The sequence below is a fragment of the Billgrantia montanilacus genome, assembly GCF_003336675.1.
Classification (GTDB): domain Bacteria; phylum Pseudomonadota; class Gammaproteobacteria; order Pseudomonadales; family Halomonadaceae; genus Halomonas; species Halomonas montanilacus.
In genome coordinates, this window is the sequence record NZ_QPII01000007.1 from 22,798 (window position 1) to 38,812 (window position 16,015).

Below are 16,015 nucleotides of genomic sequence, written 5' to 3' on the forward strand. Positions count from 1 at the left end.
GACGCGCCTTTTTTCACCGTTATCCATAGGGAAGCACAACTTGGCCAAGATTATCGTAGTGACCTCAGGCAAGGGTGGGGTCGGCAAGACAACCAGCGCAGCGGCCATCGCTACCGGCCTGGCACTGCGAGGCAACAAGACCGTCGTCATCGATTTCGACGTGGGGCTGCGCAACCTGGACCTGATCATGGGCTGTGAGCGTCGTGTGGTATACGACCTGGTCAACGTGATCCAGGGGGAGGCGGGGCTCAATCAGGCGCTGATTCGCGACAAGCGCGTCGATAACCTGCATATCCTGCCGGCCTCTCAGACCCGCGACAAGGATGCCCTGACCTCAGAGGGCGTGGAGAAGATACTCGAGACCCTGAGCAAGGATTTCGACTATATCCTCTGCGACTCGCCTGCCGGCATCGAGCGGGGCGCTCAGCTGGCCATGTACTACGCCGACGAGGCTATCGTGGTGACCAACCCCGAAGTGTCCTCGGTGCGCGACTCCGATCGTATCCTGGGGTTGCTGGCCTCCAAGACCCGCCGCGCCGAGCGTGGCGAGGATCCGATCAAGGAGCACCTGCTGATCACCCGCTACAATGCGACGCGCGTCGACGATGGCGACATGCTCAACCTCGACGACATCCGCGAGATCCTGGCCATTGACCTGCTCGGCCTGATCCCGGAGTCGGAAGCGGTGCTGCGTGCTTCCAACCAGGGGGTGCCGGTCACCCATGACGACAACAGCGATGCGGGTCAGGCCTATGCCGATACCGTCTCGCGTCTTCTCGGTGAGGAGGTGCCGCTGCGCTTCCACGAAACCCAGAAGAAGAGTCTGCTGAGCCGCATGTTCGGAGGAGGTCGCCGGTGAAGTTGCTTGAATTCCTGAAGCGCGAACGCAAGAAGTCCGCGTCGGTCGCCAAGGAGCGACTGCAGATCATCGTGGCCCATCAGCGCAGCCAGCGCGGCCAGCCGGACTACATGCCGATGCTGGAGAGGGAGCTGCTGGAGGTGATTCGGCGCTATGTCCAGGTGGATGACGATGCCATCAATATCAGCCTGGACAGCGAGGACAACTGCTCGGTGCTTGAGCTCAACGTCACCCTGCCGCGCAGTTCGTAGCCGAGCCTTTGGCTGCACGGCCGGGTCGACGCGATGGGCTGAGGCGTCGGCAAGGCTATGCTAGGCTGTGCCATTCAGCGACGCAGAGTCAGGAGACACCGCGCCCATGGCGAAGCCCGATGCCGCCCCGATGACCTTCCTGTGGCACGACTACGAGACCTTCGGCGCCGACCCGCGTCGCGACCGACCTTCGCAGTTCGCCGCCATTCGCACCGATGCGGACTTCAACGAGATCGGCGAGCCCGTCGAGCTTTTTTGCAAGCCCGCCGACGACTACCTGCCGCACCCCCAGGCCTGCCTGATCACTGGCATCACTCCGCAGCAGGCGCGCCGCCGCGGGTTGCCGGAAGCCGAGTTCGCCGGCCGCATCCATGCGCTGATGAGCGAACCCGGTACCTGTGCCCTGGGCTACAACAGCCTGCGTTTCGACGACGAGATAAGCCGCTGTCTCTTCTACCGCAACTTGCTCGATCCCTACTCCCGAGAGTGGCAGAACGGCAATTCCCGCTGGGACCTGATCGATGCCGTGCGTGCCTTCCACGCCCTGCGACCAACTGGCATCGAATGGCCGCGTCGGGAGGACGGGGCGCCCAGCTTCCGCCTCGAGGACCTGACTGCCGCCAACGGCATCGCCCACGAAGGCGCCCATGACGCCGTCGCCGACGTGCGAGCCACCATCGCCCTGGCGAAGCTGCTGAGGCGCTGCAACCCCCGGCTCTTCGATCATCTGCTTGCACTACGCAACAAGCGGGAAGTGGCGCGGCGACTCGACGTACCCGGTCGCAAGCCGGTGTTGCACATCTCACGCCGTTATCCTGCGAGCCGAGGCTGCAGCGCGCTGGTGATACCGCTCGCCGAGCATCCCACCAATTCCAACGGCGTGATTGTCTACGACCTCTCGGTCGACCCCGAACCGCTGCTGACCCTGAGCGCCGAGCAGATTCGACAGCGCATCTTCGTCAGCAACGACGACCTGGCCGAGGGCGAGGCGCGTATACCGCTCAAGGTGATCCACATTAACCGCAGCCCGGTGATCCTGCCGACCGCGTCCTTGAAGGATGTGGAGGGCCCCCGGCAGGGCGAGTATGGCGATATCGTCGAGCGACTGGGGCTGGACCTGGCCGCCTGCCGCGCTCACTGGAAGCGCCTGGCCGGCAGCGCCGACGCGACGAGCAAGGCCGTGGAGGTATTCGCCGCCCCCCCTCCCGAGGGGCCGCATGATCCCGACCTGATGATCTACTCGGGCGGTTTCTTCTCGCCCGCCGATCGCCAGCAGATGCAGCGCGTTCGCGATACCGCGCCCTGGGACCTGGTGGATGCCCGCTTCGCCTTCCAGGACCCGCGGCTCGAGGAGATGCTGTTCCGCTATCGGGCTCGCAGCTATCCGGAGACCCTGTCCAGTGACGAGCTGGTGCGCTGGGAGGCCTTCCGCTGGGAGCGGATGAACGACGCCGCGGTGGCCGGCTTCACCCTGAAGGACTTCGCCCGGGAGATCGAACGGCTCAACCAGGTGGCGCTGGGCGATCGCGACCGTCAGGTGCTGGAGGAACTGGTGATGCATGTGGAGGCGATGATGCCGCCCCAGGCCTTCGACTAGGATTGTCCGACAACTGATCGAAACCAGAACCATGACGCACCAGCGCCCGGCCATTGGCCGGGCGCTGTCGTTGAGGCGATGATTGGATGCCGACAGGGTCAGTCGTCGGCCTCGGGCATGGGCGCGAGGTGTTGCGTCAGGTCGGCTACGTCACTGGGCTCGTCGCCCGGGTCGTAGCTGACGGTGGCGGTGGCGGATTCGCGCAGTTTGGGCCAGGCCTGGCGCAGCTCATCGGCACTGACCTCGAGTACCCGTTCGGCCAGGCGCTCGCGGCGGTCGAAGTCGGTGTCGCCATAGGAGAGGGCGCGCCAAAGCCGGTTGGTGCGGCCGGAGAGGCTGGTATCGCGCTGCAGCAGATTGTCATGGACCGCCTGGCGGTACGCCGCCAGCTCGTCGTCCTCCAGCGCGCCCAATCGCTCGCCGAAGGCGTCCAGGAAGGCGTCGATATGAGTCAGGATCTCGTCGCTGGGGGTGTCCGGCGACTGCACCAGCAGGCTGAGGCCCGGCGCGTCGAGCAGCGGTGAGTAACCGGCGTTGACCACGTAGCCGAGCTGCTCCTCGGTACGCAGGCGCTGATAGAAGGGCGTCTCGATCAGTTGGCCGAGCACGGCGAGGCGCGCCTGGCTCTCGAGCGAGCGGTCGCTTCCCTGGAGATACCGCAGCACCAGCGACTCCTCACGCGAGGTAACCGGATGCAGGGTCGGCAGGCCCTCCACGATGCGCAGCGGTGTCAGGTCGGGAATTGCCTCCTTCCTCGCTCGAGGCTGCAGCAGTTCGGCGATCTGGCGCCCCTCCCGCATGGCCAGTTGCTCGTCGAGGTTGCCCACGGCCAGGGCTTCCACGTGCAGGTGGGAGAGGAAGGCGTCACGGAAGTCGCGCAGCGCCTGGACATCGAGCTCCCGGCTGGCCTCCAGCAGGTCGTTGGTGGGCCACTGGGGGCGTACCAGGGCTTCGGTCAGCGTGCGGTGGGCCTGGCGGAAGAGGGCGGCCTGGGGGGCGTTGCGCCACTCCCTCTGCAGGCGGTAGCGTGCACGCTCGAAGCTGGACTCATCGATCTCGCCCTGTTGAAGCTGGGTGAGGGTGCGTTGCATGACGCGGTCCTGGCGGTCGCGCCAGCCGGAAAAGGAGAGGGTGATGCCGCGAGCATGGGCATAGGCTTCGGCATGGTGGCCGGCCAGGCGAGCCGGGTAGAAGTCCTCGTTGAGGCTGTCGTCCAACCAGCCCGACAGCAGATGTGCCAGTGCCGCTTGCCGCGGGTCCGCGTTGGCATCCGGATGCTGCAGGCTGATACGCCACTCCACCTTCGGGGTGTTGAAGGTGGCGTCCGCCATGTGCCAGAGGGCGAAGCTTGATTCATCCAGCAATTGGGTGGGGCGCTCGTGCTGTTCGGCGAGCAGCGTCAGGTCCTCGGCGATGAACGGGTTGGGCTCGGGCAGGGCCAGGCCGGCCAGGGGCGCCGCCGCCGTCTGGTCGGTATTGCTGACCTTGCGCCAGGGGGCATTGAACCAGGGCGATGTCTGCTCTCCTTCGACATCCGGGGCGCTGTAGAAGCGCAGTAGCCGGTCGGGTCGAAGCTCGCCGAGATAGCGCTCGACCAGCTCGCGGTCGAAGCCGTCCATGCGATAGGCGGCATACTGCACGTCCTCTACCGGGTAACGGGCCAGGTTCATGGCCAGGCGCATGGCGCCCTGGAGCGGCGAGCCATGCTGCTGGAAGCGGAATTGCTGCTCGGCGAGCCGGGCCTGTTCGTCGTAGCGCCATTCATCGAGACCCGAGTCACGGACCTGGTCGATGGCGGCAAAAAGGGTGGCCTCTATCTCGTCGAGTCGCTCGGCGCCGGCAGGCGTCAGGCTGATACTGACGGTGAACAGGGCGTCGCGCTCGTCGCTGCGTCCGACGCCGGCCGAGAGCCCATCGGCTAGCCCGGCCTCGCGCAGCACAGCGAGCAGGCTGCCCTCTCCTTCGTGGCCCAGCAGGTGGGCCAGGTAGTCGGCGGGCTTGTGCTCATAGTGCTGGATGGGATCGGGAACGGGGAACATGAAGCGAGCATGGCGGCTGTCCCTGATCGACTGCATTTCCAGCTGCAGGGGCAGGCTCTCCTCCAATACGAGCGGCTCCTCGATCACCGGGCGCTCCAGGCCCCGGTCGGCGATACCGGCGAAGCGCTCGATGACCATCGTCTCCAGCTCGTCCAGCGAGTGCGGTGCGATCAGGGCCAGATGCATGACGTTGGCGTCATAGTAGCGCTCGTAGAAGTCGATCACCCGCTCGCGCAGTGATGCCTCTCCCTCGGGCGGGTCGAGTGTCTCGCGGCTGCCGACCGAGAACCCGACGCTGGGGTTGTCGGGATTGAGCACTTCGTTGAGCACATCGAGTTCGCGTCGCCCATCGTCACGGATGCGTGCCATGTACTCCGAGTGCACGATATTGCGTTCGCTCTCCAACTGGTCGGGATTGAACAGCGGCGTCAGGAAGAATTGACTGAAACGATCCAATGCGCCGGTCAGGGCCTCGGGCTCGATGTCGAAGAAGTAGTTGGTGTCTTGGGGCGCGGTGAAGGCGTTATGGCTTCCGCCATGGCGACGCAAATAGCCCTGGTAGGCATCCGCTTCGGGAAAGGGTTCGGTGCCGAGGAACAGCATATGCTCCAGAAAGTGGGCCAGCCCGGACAGGTCATCAGGGTCCTGGGCGCTGCCCACGCCCACATTCATCGAGGCGGCCGCCTGGTCCACGTCGGGGTCGCTCACCAGCAGGGCGGTGAGACCGTTTTCCAGCGTCAATACCCGGTAGTCACGCGTGTCGTGTGGACTGACCCGAGGGGTGACGACGTCGTCGATGGCGGCCTTGGCGTCGGTGCTCTGCTCGGCGGTCTGGGCAGCGACGGCTGTCGACAACAGGGCGCCGGTCAGCAGCACGCCCGCAAGCGGGACCGCCCGGTGCCGTAGATCCTGGCGGTAGGTAGCAAGACTGGACATCATATCTCCTGGTCACTCCAGCGCAGCATGGGTCCGGTGGGATGCGCGCAGGCTGGGTCCTGGTTCTTGGGATCGTTCACTCGTCTAGATACCGGAAAAGCGCCCAACAGTTCCCCTGGAGCGGGACGCAGAAGGGCCTTTGCTGTGGGCAGTGGTGTCTGCGGGTCAAGCCAGCAGGCGGCATCATCGGCGGCGATCAATGCCGGAAGCCTGTCGCTGAGTGGCGCCAGGAGGCTACCTGTAGGCACGGTGATCAAGGCCATGGAGTCGGCATGTTCGCTGAGGCTGGTGTGGTAGCGACACCACACACCGGCCAGCAGCAGGGGGCCGCGGTCGACACGGGTGATCAGGAAGGGCTGCTTGAAACGCGGTTGAGGCTTCCAGACGTAGACGCCACCCACCGGGACCAGGCTGCGCCGCGCGGCAAAGGCCTCGCGAAACATGCGGCGCGACTCCAGCGATTCGGCACGCGCGCAGTGGGGGGCATGGTCGAGCACCGTCAGCCACGGTGGCGTCAGGCCCCAGAATACCGGCGACAGCCGGGCGATGCCGCCCTCGAGGCGAATGTGCGATACCGGCCGTCGCGGTGACAGGTTGGCCGCGGTGATCAGTGGGGCGTCTTGGCACAGGTCCGGCAGCAGTCGAGCGAGATCGAGGGGAGGAATGAACAGTCGACCGGCCATGGCAACTCCGCGAGTCGGGGCAGTCAGGGTAGCCAAGTCGGGCGGAGCTGAAAAGGGCTGGATGCGTAATGGTCGAAAACAGTGTTCGATGTGCGCTATCCTAAGTAACGCGAAGCATGGCAGGTTCCATGCATGCTCACGAGCTGACCACCGCCCCTGCGAGGAATTCATGGCCCGTCCCCGACAGCATGCGCCCGAAGCGCTACATGCCCAAGTCATGGCGGCAAGCGATGCCTGGCTGCAGGGCAACCCCGTGCATACGCTGTCGCTGCGCGCCCTGGCGCGTGAGGTCGGCTGTGCGCCAAGCACTTTGCTGAAACTCTACGGCAGTTTCGGCAACTTGCTTCAGCATGTGAACATCGAGACCCTGGCGCGCCTGCGTACGGTGATCGAGCCCTTGACCGAAGGCGCCTCTCCCGAGCGGCAGCTTAACGCCCTGGCTCTGGCCTACTGGCAGTTCGCTCAGCGTGAGCCCTATCGTTGGCAACTGCTGTTCGACTACCCGCTGGCCCAGGAGGGTGAGCTCGACCAGCGTCAATCCGACATGATCGAAGCCCTGTTTCTGCGGGTCGAGGCGAGTCTCAAAGAGTACCAGCCGGCGCTGGGTGACCTGGAGGCACGGCGGCTGGGGCGCACCCTGTGGGGCAGCGTTCACGGCCTGGTGCAACTTGGCCTCAATGAGCGGCTGGGTTACTGGCAGGGGCAGCAGCTCGAGGTCGGTGAGCTGCTCGACCAACTGCTGGCGACCATTCTTGCCGGTCTCAGGAACAGGTCCAATATCGCGTGAACCTGGCCTTCCTCGGGCTCTTCGGCACCCTGATGGCGGCGGGTGCCTGGCGTGTCTCCCGCGCGCCGCGGCCGATCATTCGACGGTCGATCTATCTGCTCATCCATTGCCTCTATCGCCTGCGCTTCCGTGGCCGGCGCTTCATACCGGCCAAGGGGCCGGCGGTGGTGGTCTGCAATCATGTCAGCTTCATGGATGCGCTGGTGGTCGGCGGTGCCAGTCCTCGGCCGCTGCGCTTCCTCATGGATAGGCCGATCTACGACTCCCCCTGGCTCAACTGGCTGTTTCGGCTGGTGGGGGCGATCCCGGTGGACTCCGACCGGCATGACCCCGGCAGCGTGCGCCGAGCACTGGAAGAGGTCAGTCGGGCGCTTCGCAACGGCGAAGTCGTCATGCTGTTTCCCGAAGGCCGGCTGACACCGAACGGCGACGTGCACGCCTTTCGCCGTGGGCTGGAGACGATCCTGGCGCGGGATCCGGTGCCGGTGATCCCGGCTGGCCTGGCTGGCCTGTGGGGTTCGTGGACCTCGCATTGCGATGGGCCGGCCCTCTCCAAGCGTCCCCGCCGATTCCGCGCCCGTGTGGCGCTCTATTTCGGCGAGCCGATTCCACCCCGCCTGGCACGGCGCGACAGAATGGAAGCCCGGGTACGGGCGCTCAAGGCCGAGGCCGATGGCTGGGCCTGTTCTGTCTGTCAGTAGCGGATCCGTCACCAAGGGCTACGTCAGTGAGCGCCCCGGAGACGCTGGTCATTCCTGACGGCGACGGCCAGTGCGAGAGGGTTGTGGCCAGCAGCGTGCCGCGGTGATCAGGTTGTCCTGCACGTCGAGTATCTCCATGCGAATGATGCCGATCTGCAGGCAGGCGGGGCCGTCGGGAAAGGATTCCAGGTGCTCGAGGATCAGGCCGTTCAAGGTCTTGGGTCCGTCAGTGGGCAGCTTCCAGCCGAGCAGCCGGTTGATGTCGCGGATGTTGGCCGTACCATCAATGACATGGCTGCCATCGTCCTGTCGATGGATATCCTGGTCCTGGCCCGCCACGTCGGTGGTGAATTCGCCGACGATCTCCTCGAGGATGTCCTCCAGCGTCACCAGTCCTTCCACATCGCCATATTCGTCCACGACGATACCGATCCGTCGCTTCTGCTTCTGGAAGTTGAGCAGCTGGGTATGCAGCGGAGTCGACTCGGGAATGAAGTAGGGCTCCCGCGCCTCCTGAACGATAGACGCCTTGGTCACCTCGTCCCGGGACAGGAAGCGCGCGGCGTTGCGCAGGTGCAGCATGCCGATGATGTTGTTGATGTCGCCCTTGTAGATGGGCAGGCGCGTGTGCTGGCTGGTGCGTATCTGGGCCAGGATCGCGGGAAGCTCGTCGTCCAGATCAATGCCCATCACCTCGTGGCGCGGCACCATGATGTCGTTTACCGTGACGTTTTCCAGATCGAGAATCGACAGCAGCATGGCCTGGTGGCGGTGGGGGATCAGGGTGCCCGCCTCGTGTACCACGGTGCGAAGCTCGTCGCGGGTCAGGCTCTCGCCGCCACCCTCGATGCTCTTGACCCCCAGCAGCTTGAGCAGGTTGTTGGAGATGACGTTGACCAGCCAGACCAGCGGATAGAGGATCTTTAGCAGCGGTTCCAGTATCAGCGAGGTGGGATAGGCGATGCGTTCGGGTTTGATGGCGGCATAGGTCTTGGGGCTGACCTCGGCAAAGATCAGGATCACGATGGTGAGGACCAGGGGGGCAATGGCGGGGCCGGTAACATCGCCGAAGAAGTGAATGGCAAGCACCGTAGAGATGGCGGCGGCCAGGTTGTTGACCAGGTTGTTGCCGATCAGGATCACGCCGATGAGTCGATCCGGCCTGGCCAGCAGCCGCAAGACCCGCTTTGCACGGCGGTCCCCGCTGCCGGCCTGGTGGTTCAGCCGGTAGCGGTTGATCGACATCATGCCGGTCTCGGAGCTGGAGAAGAAGGCAGAAAGACAGACGAGTAGGAAAAGCAGGCCGAACAGCAATCCCAAAGGGAAGTCGTCGCTCAAGTCGAAGGGTCCTCGCTGACGTGTCAGCCACGTTTGTAGGGATTCGGCCGGGCAGTGTCAAGGCGACCTATGATTCAGGTGCGGTTTAAAATGACCTCCAGCACGAATTTGCTACCGAAATAGGCCAGCAGCAGCACCGAGTAGCCACCCAGCGTCCAGCGCACGGCCCGCATGCCGCGCCAACCCAGGACATGATGACTGATCAGCAAGATGGCAAAGATCACCCAGGCCGCCAGGGCGAGAATGGTCTTGTGCGCCAGGTGCTGGGAAAACATGCTCTCGACGAAGATGAAGCCGCTGACGATGGCCAGGGTCAGCAGGATCATGCCTGACCAGATCAGTTCGAAGAGCACCCGCTCCATGGTGGTCAGCGGCGGTAGTACCTGTACCACGCCACGCGTGTGGTGGTGTCGCAGCGCCTGGTTCTGCAGGCCGAGCAGCACCGCCTGGAAGGCGGCAATGGCCATCACGGCGAAGGCCAGCGCCGAGCTGATCGCATGCAGGGCGATGCCCGGCGTCATGCCCCCGGTGCGTTCGGGGCTGGGCAGTCCGACTGCCAGCAGCAGGGCCAGGCCGGACAGGGGGAAGAGGCCCACCGCCACGTTGAGCACCGGCTTGGCCATGCTCACGGCCAGCAGCAGGACCACCATGATCGCTGTCAGGAATACCGCGCTGGTCGAAAGCCCAGGCATCAGGCCCGGACTCTGGTCGATCAGCTTGAGTGCGACGGGCAGGTGAAAGAGCAGGCCCAGCAGACCGAGGGCGCGGACCATGGCGGGGCGCTGCGGAACACGTCGCAGCAGAGTGAGTCCCTGCCAGGAAGCAGCACCCAGATAGAGGATGAAGGCCATGATAGCCAGAGGAAGCGCCTGCATCAGTTGTCATCCGTGCGCCGTCGCCGGCGTCAATGCATCTCGAAGGTGGAAAAGGAGTTTGCCGATGCCACTATACCCAATCCGTGCAGCGTCGCACAGCCATGGTAGCCGGCTCCATGGAGACTGGGGGCCACAAGGCGTATAATTCGCCGTCAAGAACTCTCAACCGCAATTTTCAACAACTGTTTTACAGTATTACGGGCAATGCGGGATGCCTGGCGAGCGTGACCGATCGTCGCACGACGGTATTCACAGCGACGGCCGGGAGGGTTGCCAACCTTGCCAATATACCTGCCAGTATCGTAGCCGGAGTGGCCCATGTTCCAGAATCTCAGTGAGCGGCTGTCGCAGACGCTCAAGTCCATCAAGGGTCAGGCGCGCCTGACCGAAGACAACATCAAGGATACCCTGCGCGAGGTGCGCCGCGCCCTGCTCGAGGCCGACGTTGCCCTGCCGGTGGTCAAGGACTTCATCGAGCGCGTGCGCGAGCGTGCCGTGGGGCAGGAGGTGTCGAAGAGCCTCTCGCCGGGCCAGCAGTTCGTCAAGATCGTCCAGCAGGAGCTGGAAGCGACCATGGGCGAGGCCAACGAGGGGCTGTCGCTCAAGGGTTCGCCTGCCGTCGTCCTGATGGCCGGTCTACAGGGCGCGGGCAAGACCACCTCGGTGGCCAAGCTGGCGCGCTATCTGCGCGAGCGCGAGAAGAAGAAAGTGCTGGTGGTCTCCGCCGACGTCTATCGTCCGGCGGCCATCGACCAGCTCGAGACGCTCGCCTCCGAGGTGGGTGTCGACTTCTTCCCGTCCCGCTCCGACCAGAAGCCGGTGGACATTGCCGAGGCGGCGCTTCGCCACGCCAAGATCCAGTTCCATGACGTGGTGATCGTCGATACCGCCGGCCGGCTGGCCATCGACGAGGCGATGATGGCCGAGATCGCCGAGTTGCACCGGACCTGCCAGCCGCAGGAAACCCTGTTCGTGGTCGACGCCATGACCGGCCAGGATGCCGCCAATACGGCGAAGGCATTCCATGAGGCGCTGCCGCTGACCGGGGTGATCTTGACCAAGGCCGACGGCGATGCCCGCGGCGGTGCGGCGCTGTCGGTACGTCACATCACCGGCAAGCCGATCAAGTTCATGGGTGTGGGCGAGAAGGTCGATGCCCTCGAGCCCTTCCACCCGGACCGGGTGGCCTCGCGCATCCTCGGCATGGGCGACGTGCTCTCCCTGATCGAGGAAGCCGAGCGCACCGTCGACAAGGACAAGGCCGAGCGCCTGGCCAAGAAGGTCAAGAAGGGGGATGGCTTCGACCTCGAAGACTTCCGTGACCAGCTCCAGCAGCTCAAGAAGATGGGCGGCATGGGGGGGCTGCTCGGCAAGCTCCCCGGCATGGGCCAGATGGCCGAGATGGCTCAGGGCCCCGGGCCGGAGAAGGAGCTGGGCAAGCTCGAGGCCCTGATCAACTCCATGACGCCCAAGGAGCGGCAGCGTCCCGAGATCATCAACGGCTCGCGCAAGCGGCGTATCGCCGCCGGTGCAGGCCTGCAGGTGCCCGACCTCAACCGTCTGCTCAAGCAGCACAAGCAGATGCAGAAGATGATGAAGAAGGCGGGCAAGAAGGGCGGCATGCAGAAGATGATGCGCGGGATGTCGGGCATGATGGGCGGTGGTGGTCCCGGCGGCCCGGGTGGCATGGGTGGCCCCGGCGGCATGGGCGGCCCGGGCGGATTTCCTCGCCGTTGAGGCGGTGCTGGCCGCTGGATGGCAAAAGGATTGTCGGTCGGGCTTTCCAAGACGGGCTGATTTCCGTAGAATGCTGCGTCTTCATGGCAGGACCGGGCATCTGTCCGGCTGCACGCTTGATAAGCAACAGTGACCGAATGACGCGGAGGTGGGCTCATGGCCCACTTTCCGAGCAGGATGTCGACACCTCCGGCCGTTAGCCGGCGTCGGCACGCATCGGTATTAAACGTAACCTCAACTGAAGGACAGTTAACGCCATGGTTACCATTCGTCTGGCACGTGGTGGCGCCAAGAAGCGTCCCTTCTATCACCTGACCGTGACCGATTCGCGCAACGCTCGCGATGGCCGCTTCATCGAGCGTCTGGGTTTCTTCAATCCCATCGCCCGTGGCGGTGAAGAGCGTCTTCGCGTCGACCTGGACCGCGTCACTCACTGGCAGAGCCAGGGTGCACAGCTGTCCGAGCGCGTGGCCGAGCTGGTCAAGGAAGCCCGTAAGCAGGCCTGAGCCTGTTGCTTTCCGGTGACGTCATGAGTGAGCAAGCCGAACGCATCGAGTTGGACGACCATGTGGTGCTGGGCAAGCTGACCAGTCCCTATGGCGTCAAGGGGTGGCTCAAGGTCTACTCACATACGAGCCCGATGGACGGCATCCTGGAGTACCCCGAGTGGGTGCTGCGGCAGGGCACGGCCCTGACCCGTCATCGCTTGTTGCAGGGGCGCCGGCACGGCAAGGGTCTGGTCGCGCTGCTGGAAGGTGTCGATGGCCGTGAGGACGCAGAACGCATGGCCGGTGCCGAGATCCTGCTGCCCAAGTCGGCGCTGCCTCGCCTGCCCCGCGGCGACTATTACTGGCATCAGCTGGAAGGGTTGCTGGTAGTGACCCGCGACGGTGATGTGCTGGGCCGTGTCCGCTACCTGTTCGAGACCGGGGCCAACGACGTGCTGGTGGTCAAGGGCGACCCGGAAGGAGACCCGCCGGCCATCGATGACCGGGAACGTCTGCTTCCCTACTTGCCCGACGAGGTGATCGTCGGGGTGGACCTGGCGGCCGCGGTCATGACCGTGGACTGGGATCCGGCATTTTGACGGCCGAGACGCTCCCCCAGGGTACGACGATGGTTTCGACGATGTGGGTTGGTGTGGTGTCGCTCTTTCCCGAGATGTTCGATGCCATCACCCGGCATGGCGTAACGGGCCGGGCGGTCAGCCAGGGGCGTGTGGCGCTGGAATTCTATAACCCGCGCGACCATGCTACCGACCGTCATCGCACCGTGGATGATCGTCCCTACGGTGGTGGCCCCGGGATGCTGATGAAGGTCGACACGCTGCGTGCGGCCATCCATGCCGCCCGCGACCGGGCCGTCGAGGCGACCGGACAGCGTCCTCGGGTGATCTATCTGTCGCCCCAGGGGCGCCGGTTGGATCAGCAGGGTGCACACGAACTGGCCTCGGGCCCACCCTTGGTGGTGGTGGCCGGGCGCTACGAAGGCATCGATGAACGCGTGGTCGAGAGCGACATCGATGAAGAGTGGTCGGTCGGCGACTATGTGCTCAGCGGCGGCGAGCTGCCAGCCATGGTGCTGATCGACGCTGCGGCAAGACTGGTTCCCGGCGTGCTGGGGCATCAGGACTCCGCGGTGGAGGACTCCTTCAACGAGGGGTTGCTGGACTGCCCGCACTACACACGCCCTGAAGTGATTGACGGGCGGCGGGTGCCGGATGTCCTGCTCAGCGGGCATCACGGCGAGATCCGGCGCTGGCGGCTCAAGCAGTCGCTGGGGCGGACCTGGCTGAGGCGGCCCGATCTGCTTGAGGGCAGGACGTTGAATCCAGAGCAGCAGGCGCTGCTCGAGGAGTTCATCGAAGAATACGCGCTGTCCAACAGGTAGCCTGTCTACCAGGTTGGCGGAGCGGAGGTGCAGGACATCGGTTCTCACAAGCGGTGGACCTGCGTCACCCATTATCTCCCGCGCTCTCGAGTCAGGCTCGAGCGCCGGGATCACGCTTCGTCATCCAGACGGCGAAGCCATGTTATCGAGGAGTCATGTCATGAGTAGCAAGAACAAGGTGATCCAGGCGCTTGAGACCGAGCAGATGAGCAAGCAGGTGCCGGACTTCGCCCCGGGCGACACCATCGTCGTTCAGGTCAAGGTCAAGGAAGGCAGCCGTGAGCGTCTTCAGGCCTTCGAAGGCGTGGTGATCGGCAAGCGTAATCGCGGCCTGAACTCCGCCTTCACCGTGCGCAAGATCTCTCACGGTGTCGGCGTCGAGCGTACCTTCCAGACCTACAGCCCGCTGGTCGACTCCATCAGCGTCAAGCGTCGCGGCGACGTGCGTCAGGCCAAGCTCTACTATCTCCGTGAGCGCAGCGGCAAGTCTGCCCGCATCAAGGAAAAGCTGGGCTGAGTCTAGCCGGCTGACGGCGCACCCACGGGTGCGCCACCTGCGAAACCCCGTCTCCGCTTGCGCGGGGCGGGGTTTCGTTGCAATGGGGCCAGGTAACGGCACCGTCGGGGAGATCCTGCATGCCGCACGACGATGAATCCCGCGTCCTGATCGACACCTTTCTCGATGCGCTGTGGCTGGAGCGTGGGGCGAGCGACCACACGCTGACGGCGTACCGTCATGACCTGGAGGCTTGGGTCGTGCGCCTGGATGCAACGGGGAGTTCACTGCTCACTCCCGGCGATGGCACGCTGCCCGCCTGGCTCGACGAGCGCCGGGCGGCCGGCTATCGTCTGCGCAGCAACGCGCGGCTGCTGTCCAGCCTGCGAAGCTTCTATCGCTGGGCGCTGGCCGAGTCGCGCACCGAGCGCGATCCGCTGGCTGAGGTGCGCCTGCCTCGGGTGCGACCGAATCTGCCGGATACCCTGGAAGAGGCGGAGGTAGAGCGCCTACTGGCAGCCCCCGATCTCTCCACGGACCTGGGGCTGCGCGACCGGGCCATGCTCGAGGTGCTCTACGGCTGCGGGCTGCGGGTCTCGGAGCTGGTGGGGTTGACCGTGGAGGCAGTCAATCTGCGACAGGGCGTGGTGCGTGTGCGTGGAAAAGGGGACAAGGACCGGCTGGTCCCGCTGGGGGAAGAAGCCGTACACTGGCTGTCACGTTATCTTCGCACGGCCCGCGGCGCGCTGATGGACGATGTGACGCGGCCGGCGTTGTTCCCCGGCAGGGGAGGCGGCTGCCTGACCCGCCAGGCATTCTGGCATCGCATCAAGGCCCATGCCAGAACCGCGGGAATCGCGCGTCCGCTGTCGCCCCATACGCTGCGACACGCCTTTGCGACGCATCTATTGAATCATGGGGCCAATCTGCGTGTCGTACAGCTGCTGCTCGGTCACAGTGACCTGTCGACCACTCAGATCTATACCCATGTCGCGCAGGCTCGACTCGAAGCCCTGCACGCCGACCATCATCCTCGAGGCTGACTCATGATTGCTCCATCCCGCCGCATCGCCAGTACCCTGCTTGCCCTGTTTTTACCGCTGATCGCCCTGACCCTGTCTGCCAGCGTGCTGGCGAGCGAAGTCGACCGGTTGGCCGAACGTCTGCAGGTTGGTGGCCAGCCCATGCCCGTAGCCAGTATTCGCGACACGCCCATTGAGGGGATCTATCAGGTTCGCCTGGAGACCGGTGAAGCCTTCTACAGCGATGTGGAAGGGCAGTACTTCCTGGTCGGCGACCTTTACGAGAACAGCGGGCAGGGCCTGGTCAACCTGACCGAGCAGTCCCGTAACGACGAGCGGGCGGCGCGCCTGGCCGACGTGGTCGATGCGGAGAGGGTCATCTTCCGCGGCACGTCCGAGAGTCGGGCGGAGATCGTGGTCTTCACCGATACCACCTGCCCCTACTGCCGCCAGTTTCATGAAGAAGTGCCCGACCTCAATGCGATGGGCATCGAGGTGCACTACCTGGCCTTTCCGCGCACCGGCATGAACGGAGAGGGCGCGCGCCAGCTGCAGCAGATATGGTGTGCGGACAATCGCAGCGAGGCGATGTCGTCGGCCAAGCGCCAGGAAGCCCTGTCGGGAGCCGTCGACTGCGACAATCCGGTCGAGGCACAGTATCATCTGGGCATGGAAGTCGGGGTGCAGGGCACGCCGGCCATCGTGCTGCCCGACGGTCGCATGGTGCCGGGCTATGTGCCCGCCGAACGCCTTGCCGAGATGCTTGGCCTCGACGGCTGACAGGCACTGAATCATTCAGTGACA

16 protein-coding genes are annotated in these 16,015 nt (G+C 64.8%); 12 read left to right on the forward strand and 4 right to left on the reverse strand.

Features of this window, described 5'->3' with window-relative positions; genetic code table 11:
- Nucleotides 1-40 precede the first annotated feature (40 nt).
- From minD to sbcB, 3 genes are all read left to right on the forward strand, one after another.
- Nucleotides 41-859, forward strand: coding sequence for a septum site-determining protein MinD (minD, locus tag DU505_RS11075; RefSeq protein ID WP_114479052.1), 819 nt, complete (start codon nt 41-43; stop codon nt 857-859).
- The gene (gene minE / locus DU505_RS11080; RefSeq protein WP_114479053.1) at nt 856-1,110 is read left to right on the forward strand and encodes a cell division topological specificity factor MinE; all 255 of its coding nucleotides are present in this window, start codon (nt 856-858) and stop codon (nt 1,108-1,110) included. Before minD ends, minE begins: the two co-directional genes overlap by 4 nt.
- 106 nt (nt 1,111-1,216) lie before the next feature.
- A complete protein-coding gene (sbcB, locus tag DU505_RS11085) occupies nt 1,217-2,707 on the forward strand; it encodes an exodeoxyribonuclease I (RefSeq protein ID WP_114479054.1) in 1,491 nt (496 codons plus the stop codon).
- Nucleotides 2,708-2,805: 98 nt separating this feature from the next.
- Here sbcB and DU505_RS11090 read toward each other — a convergent pair whose 3' ends face one another.
- Both DU505_RS11090 and DU505_RS11095 read right to left on the reverse strand, forming a co-directional pair.
- Nucleotides 2,806-5,682, reverse strand: coding sequence for an insulinase family protein (locus DU505_RS11090; protein ID WP_181872802.1), 2,877 nt, complete (start codon nt 5,680-5,682; stop codon nt 2,806-2,808).
- A complete protein-coding gene (locus DU505_RS11095; protein ID WP_114479056.1) occupies nt 5,682-6,365 on the reverse strand; it encodes an SOS response-associated peptidase in 684 nt (227 codons plus the stop codon). The genes DU505_RS11090 and DU505_RS11095 overlap by 1 nt, the downstream gene beginning before the upstream one ends.
- 169 nt (nt 6,366-6,534) lie before the next feature.
- Here DU505_RS11095 and DU505_RS11100 point away from each other — a divergent pair, with 169 nt between their 5' ends.
- Together DU505_RS11100 and DU505_RS11105 are read left to right on the forward strand one after the other, a co-directional pair.
- Nucleotides 6,535-7,152, forward strand: coding sequence for a TetR/AcrR family transcriptional regulator (locus DU505_RS11100; protein ID WP_114479057.1), 618 nt, complete (start codon nt 6,535-6,537; stop codon nt 7,150-7,152).
- A 32-nt stretch (nt 7,153-7,184) separates the two neighbouring features.
- Complete coding sequence (locus tag DU505_RS11105; RefSeq protein ID WP_114479201.1) at nt 7,185-7,853, forward strand: 1-acyl-sn-glycerol-3-phosphate acyltransferase; 669 nt, start codon at nt 7,185-7,187, stop codon at nt 7,851-7,853.
- Nucleotides 7,854-7,901: 48 nt separating this feature from the next.
- Here the strand turns inward: DU505_RS11105 and DU505_RS11110 are convergent, their stop codons facing one another.
- Together DU505_RS11110 and DU505_RS11115 are read right to left on the reverse strand one after the other, a co-directional pair.
- Nucleotides 7,902-9,191, reverse strand: coding sequence for an HlyC/CorC family transporter (locus DU505_RS11110; protein WP_114479058.1), 1,290 nt, complete (start codon nt 9,189-9,191; stop codon nt 7,902-7,904).
- A 74-nt stretch (nt 9,192-9,265) separates the two neighbouring features.
- Nucleotides 9,266-10,066 carry a cytochrome C assembly family protein gene (locus DU505_RS11115; RefSeq protein ID WP_114479059.1) on the reverse strand — a complete coding sequence of 267 codons (801 nt, stop codon included), beginning with the start codon at nt 10,064-10,066 and terminating at the stop codon, nt 9,266-9,268.
- A 318-nt stretch (nt 10,067-10,384) separates the two neighbouring features.
- Here DU505_RS11115 and ffh point away from each other — a divergent pair, with 318 nt between their 5' ends.
- From ffh to DU505_RS11150, 7 genes are all read left to right on the forward strand, one after another.
- Nucleotides 10,385-11,803, forward strand: a complete 1,419-nt coding sequence (gene ffh, locus DU505_RS11120; protein ID WP_114479060.1) for a signal recognition particle protein — start codon at nt 10,385-10,387, stop codon at nt 11,801-11,803.
- A gap of 257 nt (nt 11,804-12,060) precedes the next feature.
- Nucleotides 12,061-12,309: a 30S ribosomal protein S16 gene (rpsP, locus tag DU505_RS11125; RefSeq protein WP_114479061.1), complete on the forward strand. Its 249-nt coding sequence runs from the start codon at nt 12,061-12,063 to the stop codon at nt 12,307-12,309.
- A gap of 23 nt (nt 12,310-12,332) precedes the next feature.
- On the forward strand, nt 12,333-12,890 hold the full coding sequence (rimM, locus tag DU505_RS11130) for a ribosome maturation factor RimM (RefSeq protein WP_114479202.1): 558 nt from the start codon (nt 12,333-12,335) through the stop codon (nt 12,888-12,890).
- A gap of 41 nt (nt 12,891-12,931) precedes the next feature.
- Nucleotides 12,932-13,693, forward strand: coding sequence for a tRNA (guanosine(37)-N1)-methyltransferase TrmD (gene trmD, locus DU505_RS11135; RefSeq protein ID WP_114479062.1), 762 nt, complete (start codon nt 12,932-12,934; stop codon nt 13,691-13,693).
- A 160-nt stretch (nt 13,694-13,853) separates the two neighbouring features.
- Nucleotides 13,854-14,210, forward strand: coding sequence for a 50S ribosomal protein L19 (rplS, locus tag DU505_RS11140; RefSeq protein ID WP_114479063.1), 357 nt, complete (start codon nt 13,854-13,856; stop codon nt 14,208-14,210).
- Between the two features lie 119 nt (nt 14,211-14,329).
- Nucleotides 14,330-15,232: a site-specific tyrosine recombinase XerD gene (xerD, locus tag DU505_RS11145; protein WP_114479064.1), complete on the forward strand. Its 903-nt coding sequence runs from the start codon at nt 14,330-14,332 to the stop codon at nt 15,230-15,232.
- 3 nt (nt 15,233-15,235) lie between these two features.
- The gene (locus tag DU505_RS11150) at nt 15,236-15,991 is read left to right on the forward strand and encodes a DsbC family protein (protein WP_114479065.1); all 756 of its coding nucleotides are present in this window, start codon (nt 15,236-15,238) and stop codon (nt 15,989-15,991) included.
- Nucleotides 15,992-16,015 lie beyond the last annotated feature (24 nt).

What these genes read in the sequence shown, in the direction of transcription:
- sbcB (WP_114479054.1), top strand. Translation starts at nt 1,217, where the DNA reads ATGGCGAAGCCCGATGCCGCCCCGATGACCTTCCTGTGGCACGACTAC.
- DU505_RS11090 (WP_181872802.1), bottom strand. Translation starts at nt 5,682, where the DNA reads ATGTCCAGTCTTGCTACCTACCGCCAGGATCTACGGCACCGGGCGGTC.
- DU505_RS11095 (WP_114479056.1), bottom strand. Translation starts at nt 6,365, where the DNA reads ATGGCCGGTCGACTGTTCATTCCTCCCCTCGATCTCGCTCGACTGCTG.
- DU505_RS11100 (WP_114479057.1), top strand. Translation starts at nt 6,535, where the DNA reads ATGGCCCGTCCCCGACAGCATGCGCCCGAAGCGCTACATGCCCAAGTC.
- DU505_RS11105 (WP_114479201.1), top strand. Translation starts at nt 7,185, where the DNA reads ATGGCGGCGGGTGCCTGGCGTGTCTCCCGCGCGCCGCGGCCGATCATT.
- DU505_RS11115 (WP_114479059.1), bottom strand. Translation starts at nt 10,066, where the DNA reads ATGCAGGCGCTTCCTCTGGCTATCATGGCCTTCATCCTCTATCTGGGT.
- ffh (WP_114479060.1), top strand. Translation starts at nt 10,385, where the DNA reads ATGTTCCAGAATCTCAGTGAGCGGCTGTCGCAGACGCTCAAGTCCATC.
- rpsP (WP_114479061.1), top strand. Translation starts at nt 12,061, where the DNA reads ATGGTTACCATTCGTCTGGCACGTGGTGGCGCCAAGAAGCGTCCCTTC.
- rimM (WP_114479202.1), top strand. Translation starts at nt 12,333, where the DNA reads ATGAGTGAGCAAGCCGAACGCATCGAGTTGGACGACCATGTGGTGCTG.
- trmD (WP_114479062.1), top strand. Translation starts at nt 12,932, where the DNA reads ATGTGGGTTGGTGTGGTGTCGCTCTTTCCCGAGATGTTCGATGCCATC.
- rplS (WP_114479063.1), top strand. Translation starts at nt 13,854, where the DNA reads ATGAGTAGCAAGAACAAGGTGATCCAGGCGCTTGAGACCGAGCAGATG.
- xerD (WP_114479064.1), top strand. Translation starts at nt 14,330, where the DNA reads ATGCCGCACGACGATGAATCCCGCGTCCTGATCGACACCTTTCTCGAT.
- DU505_RS11150 (WP_114479065.1), top strand. Translation starts at nt 15,236, where the DNA reads ATGATTGCTCCATCCCGCCGCATCGCCAGTACCCTGCTTGCCCTGTTT.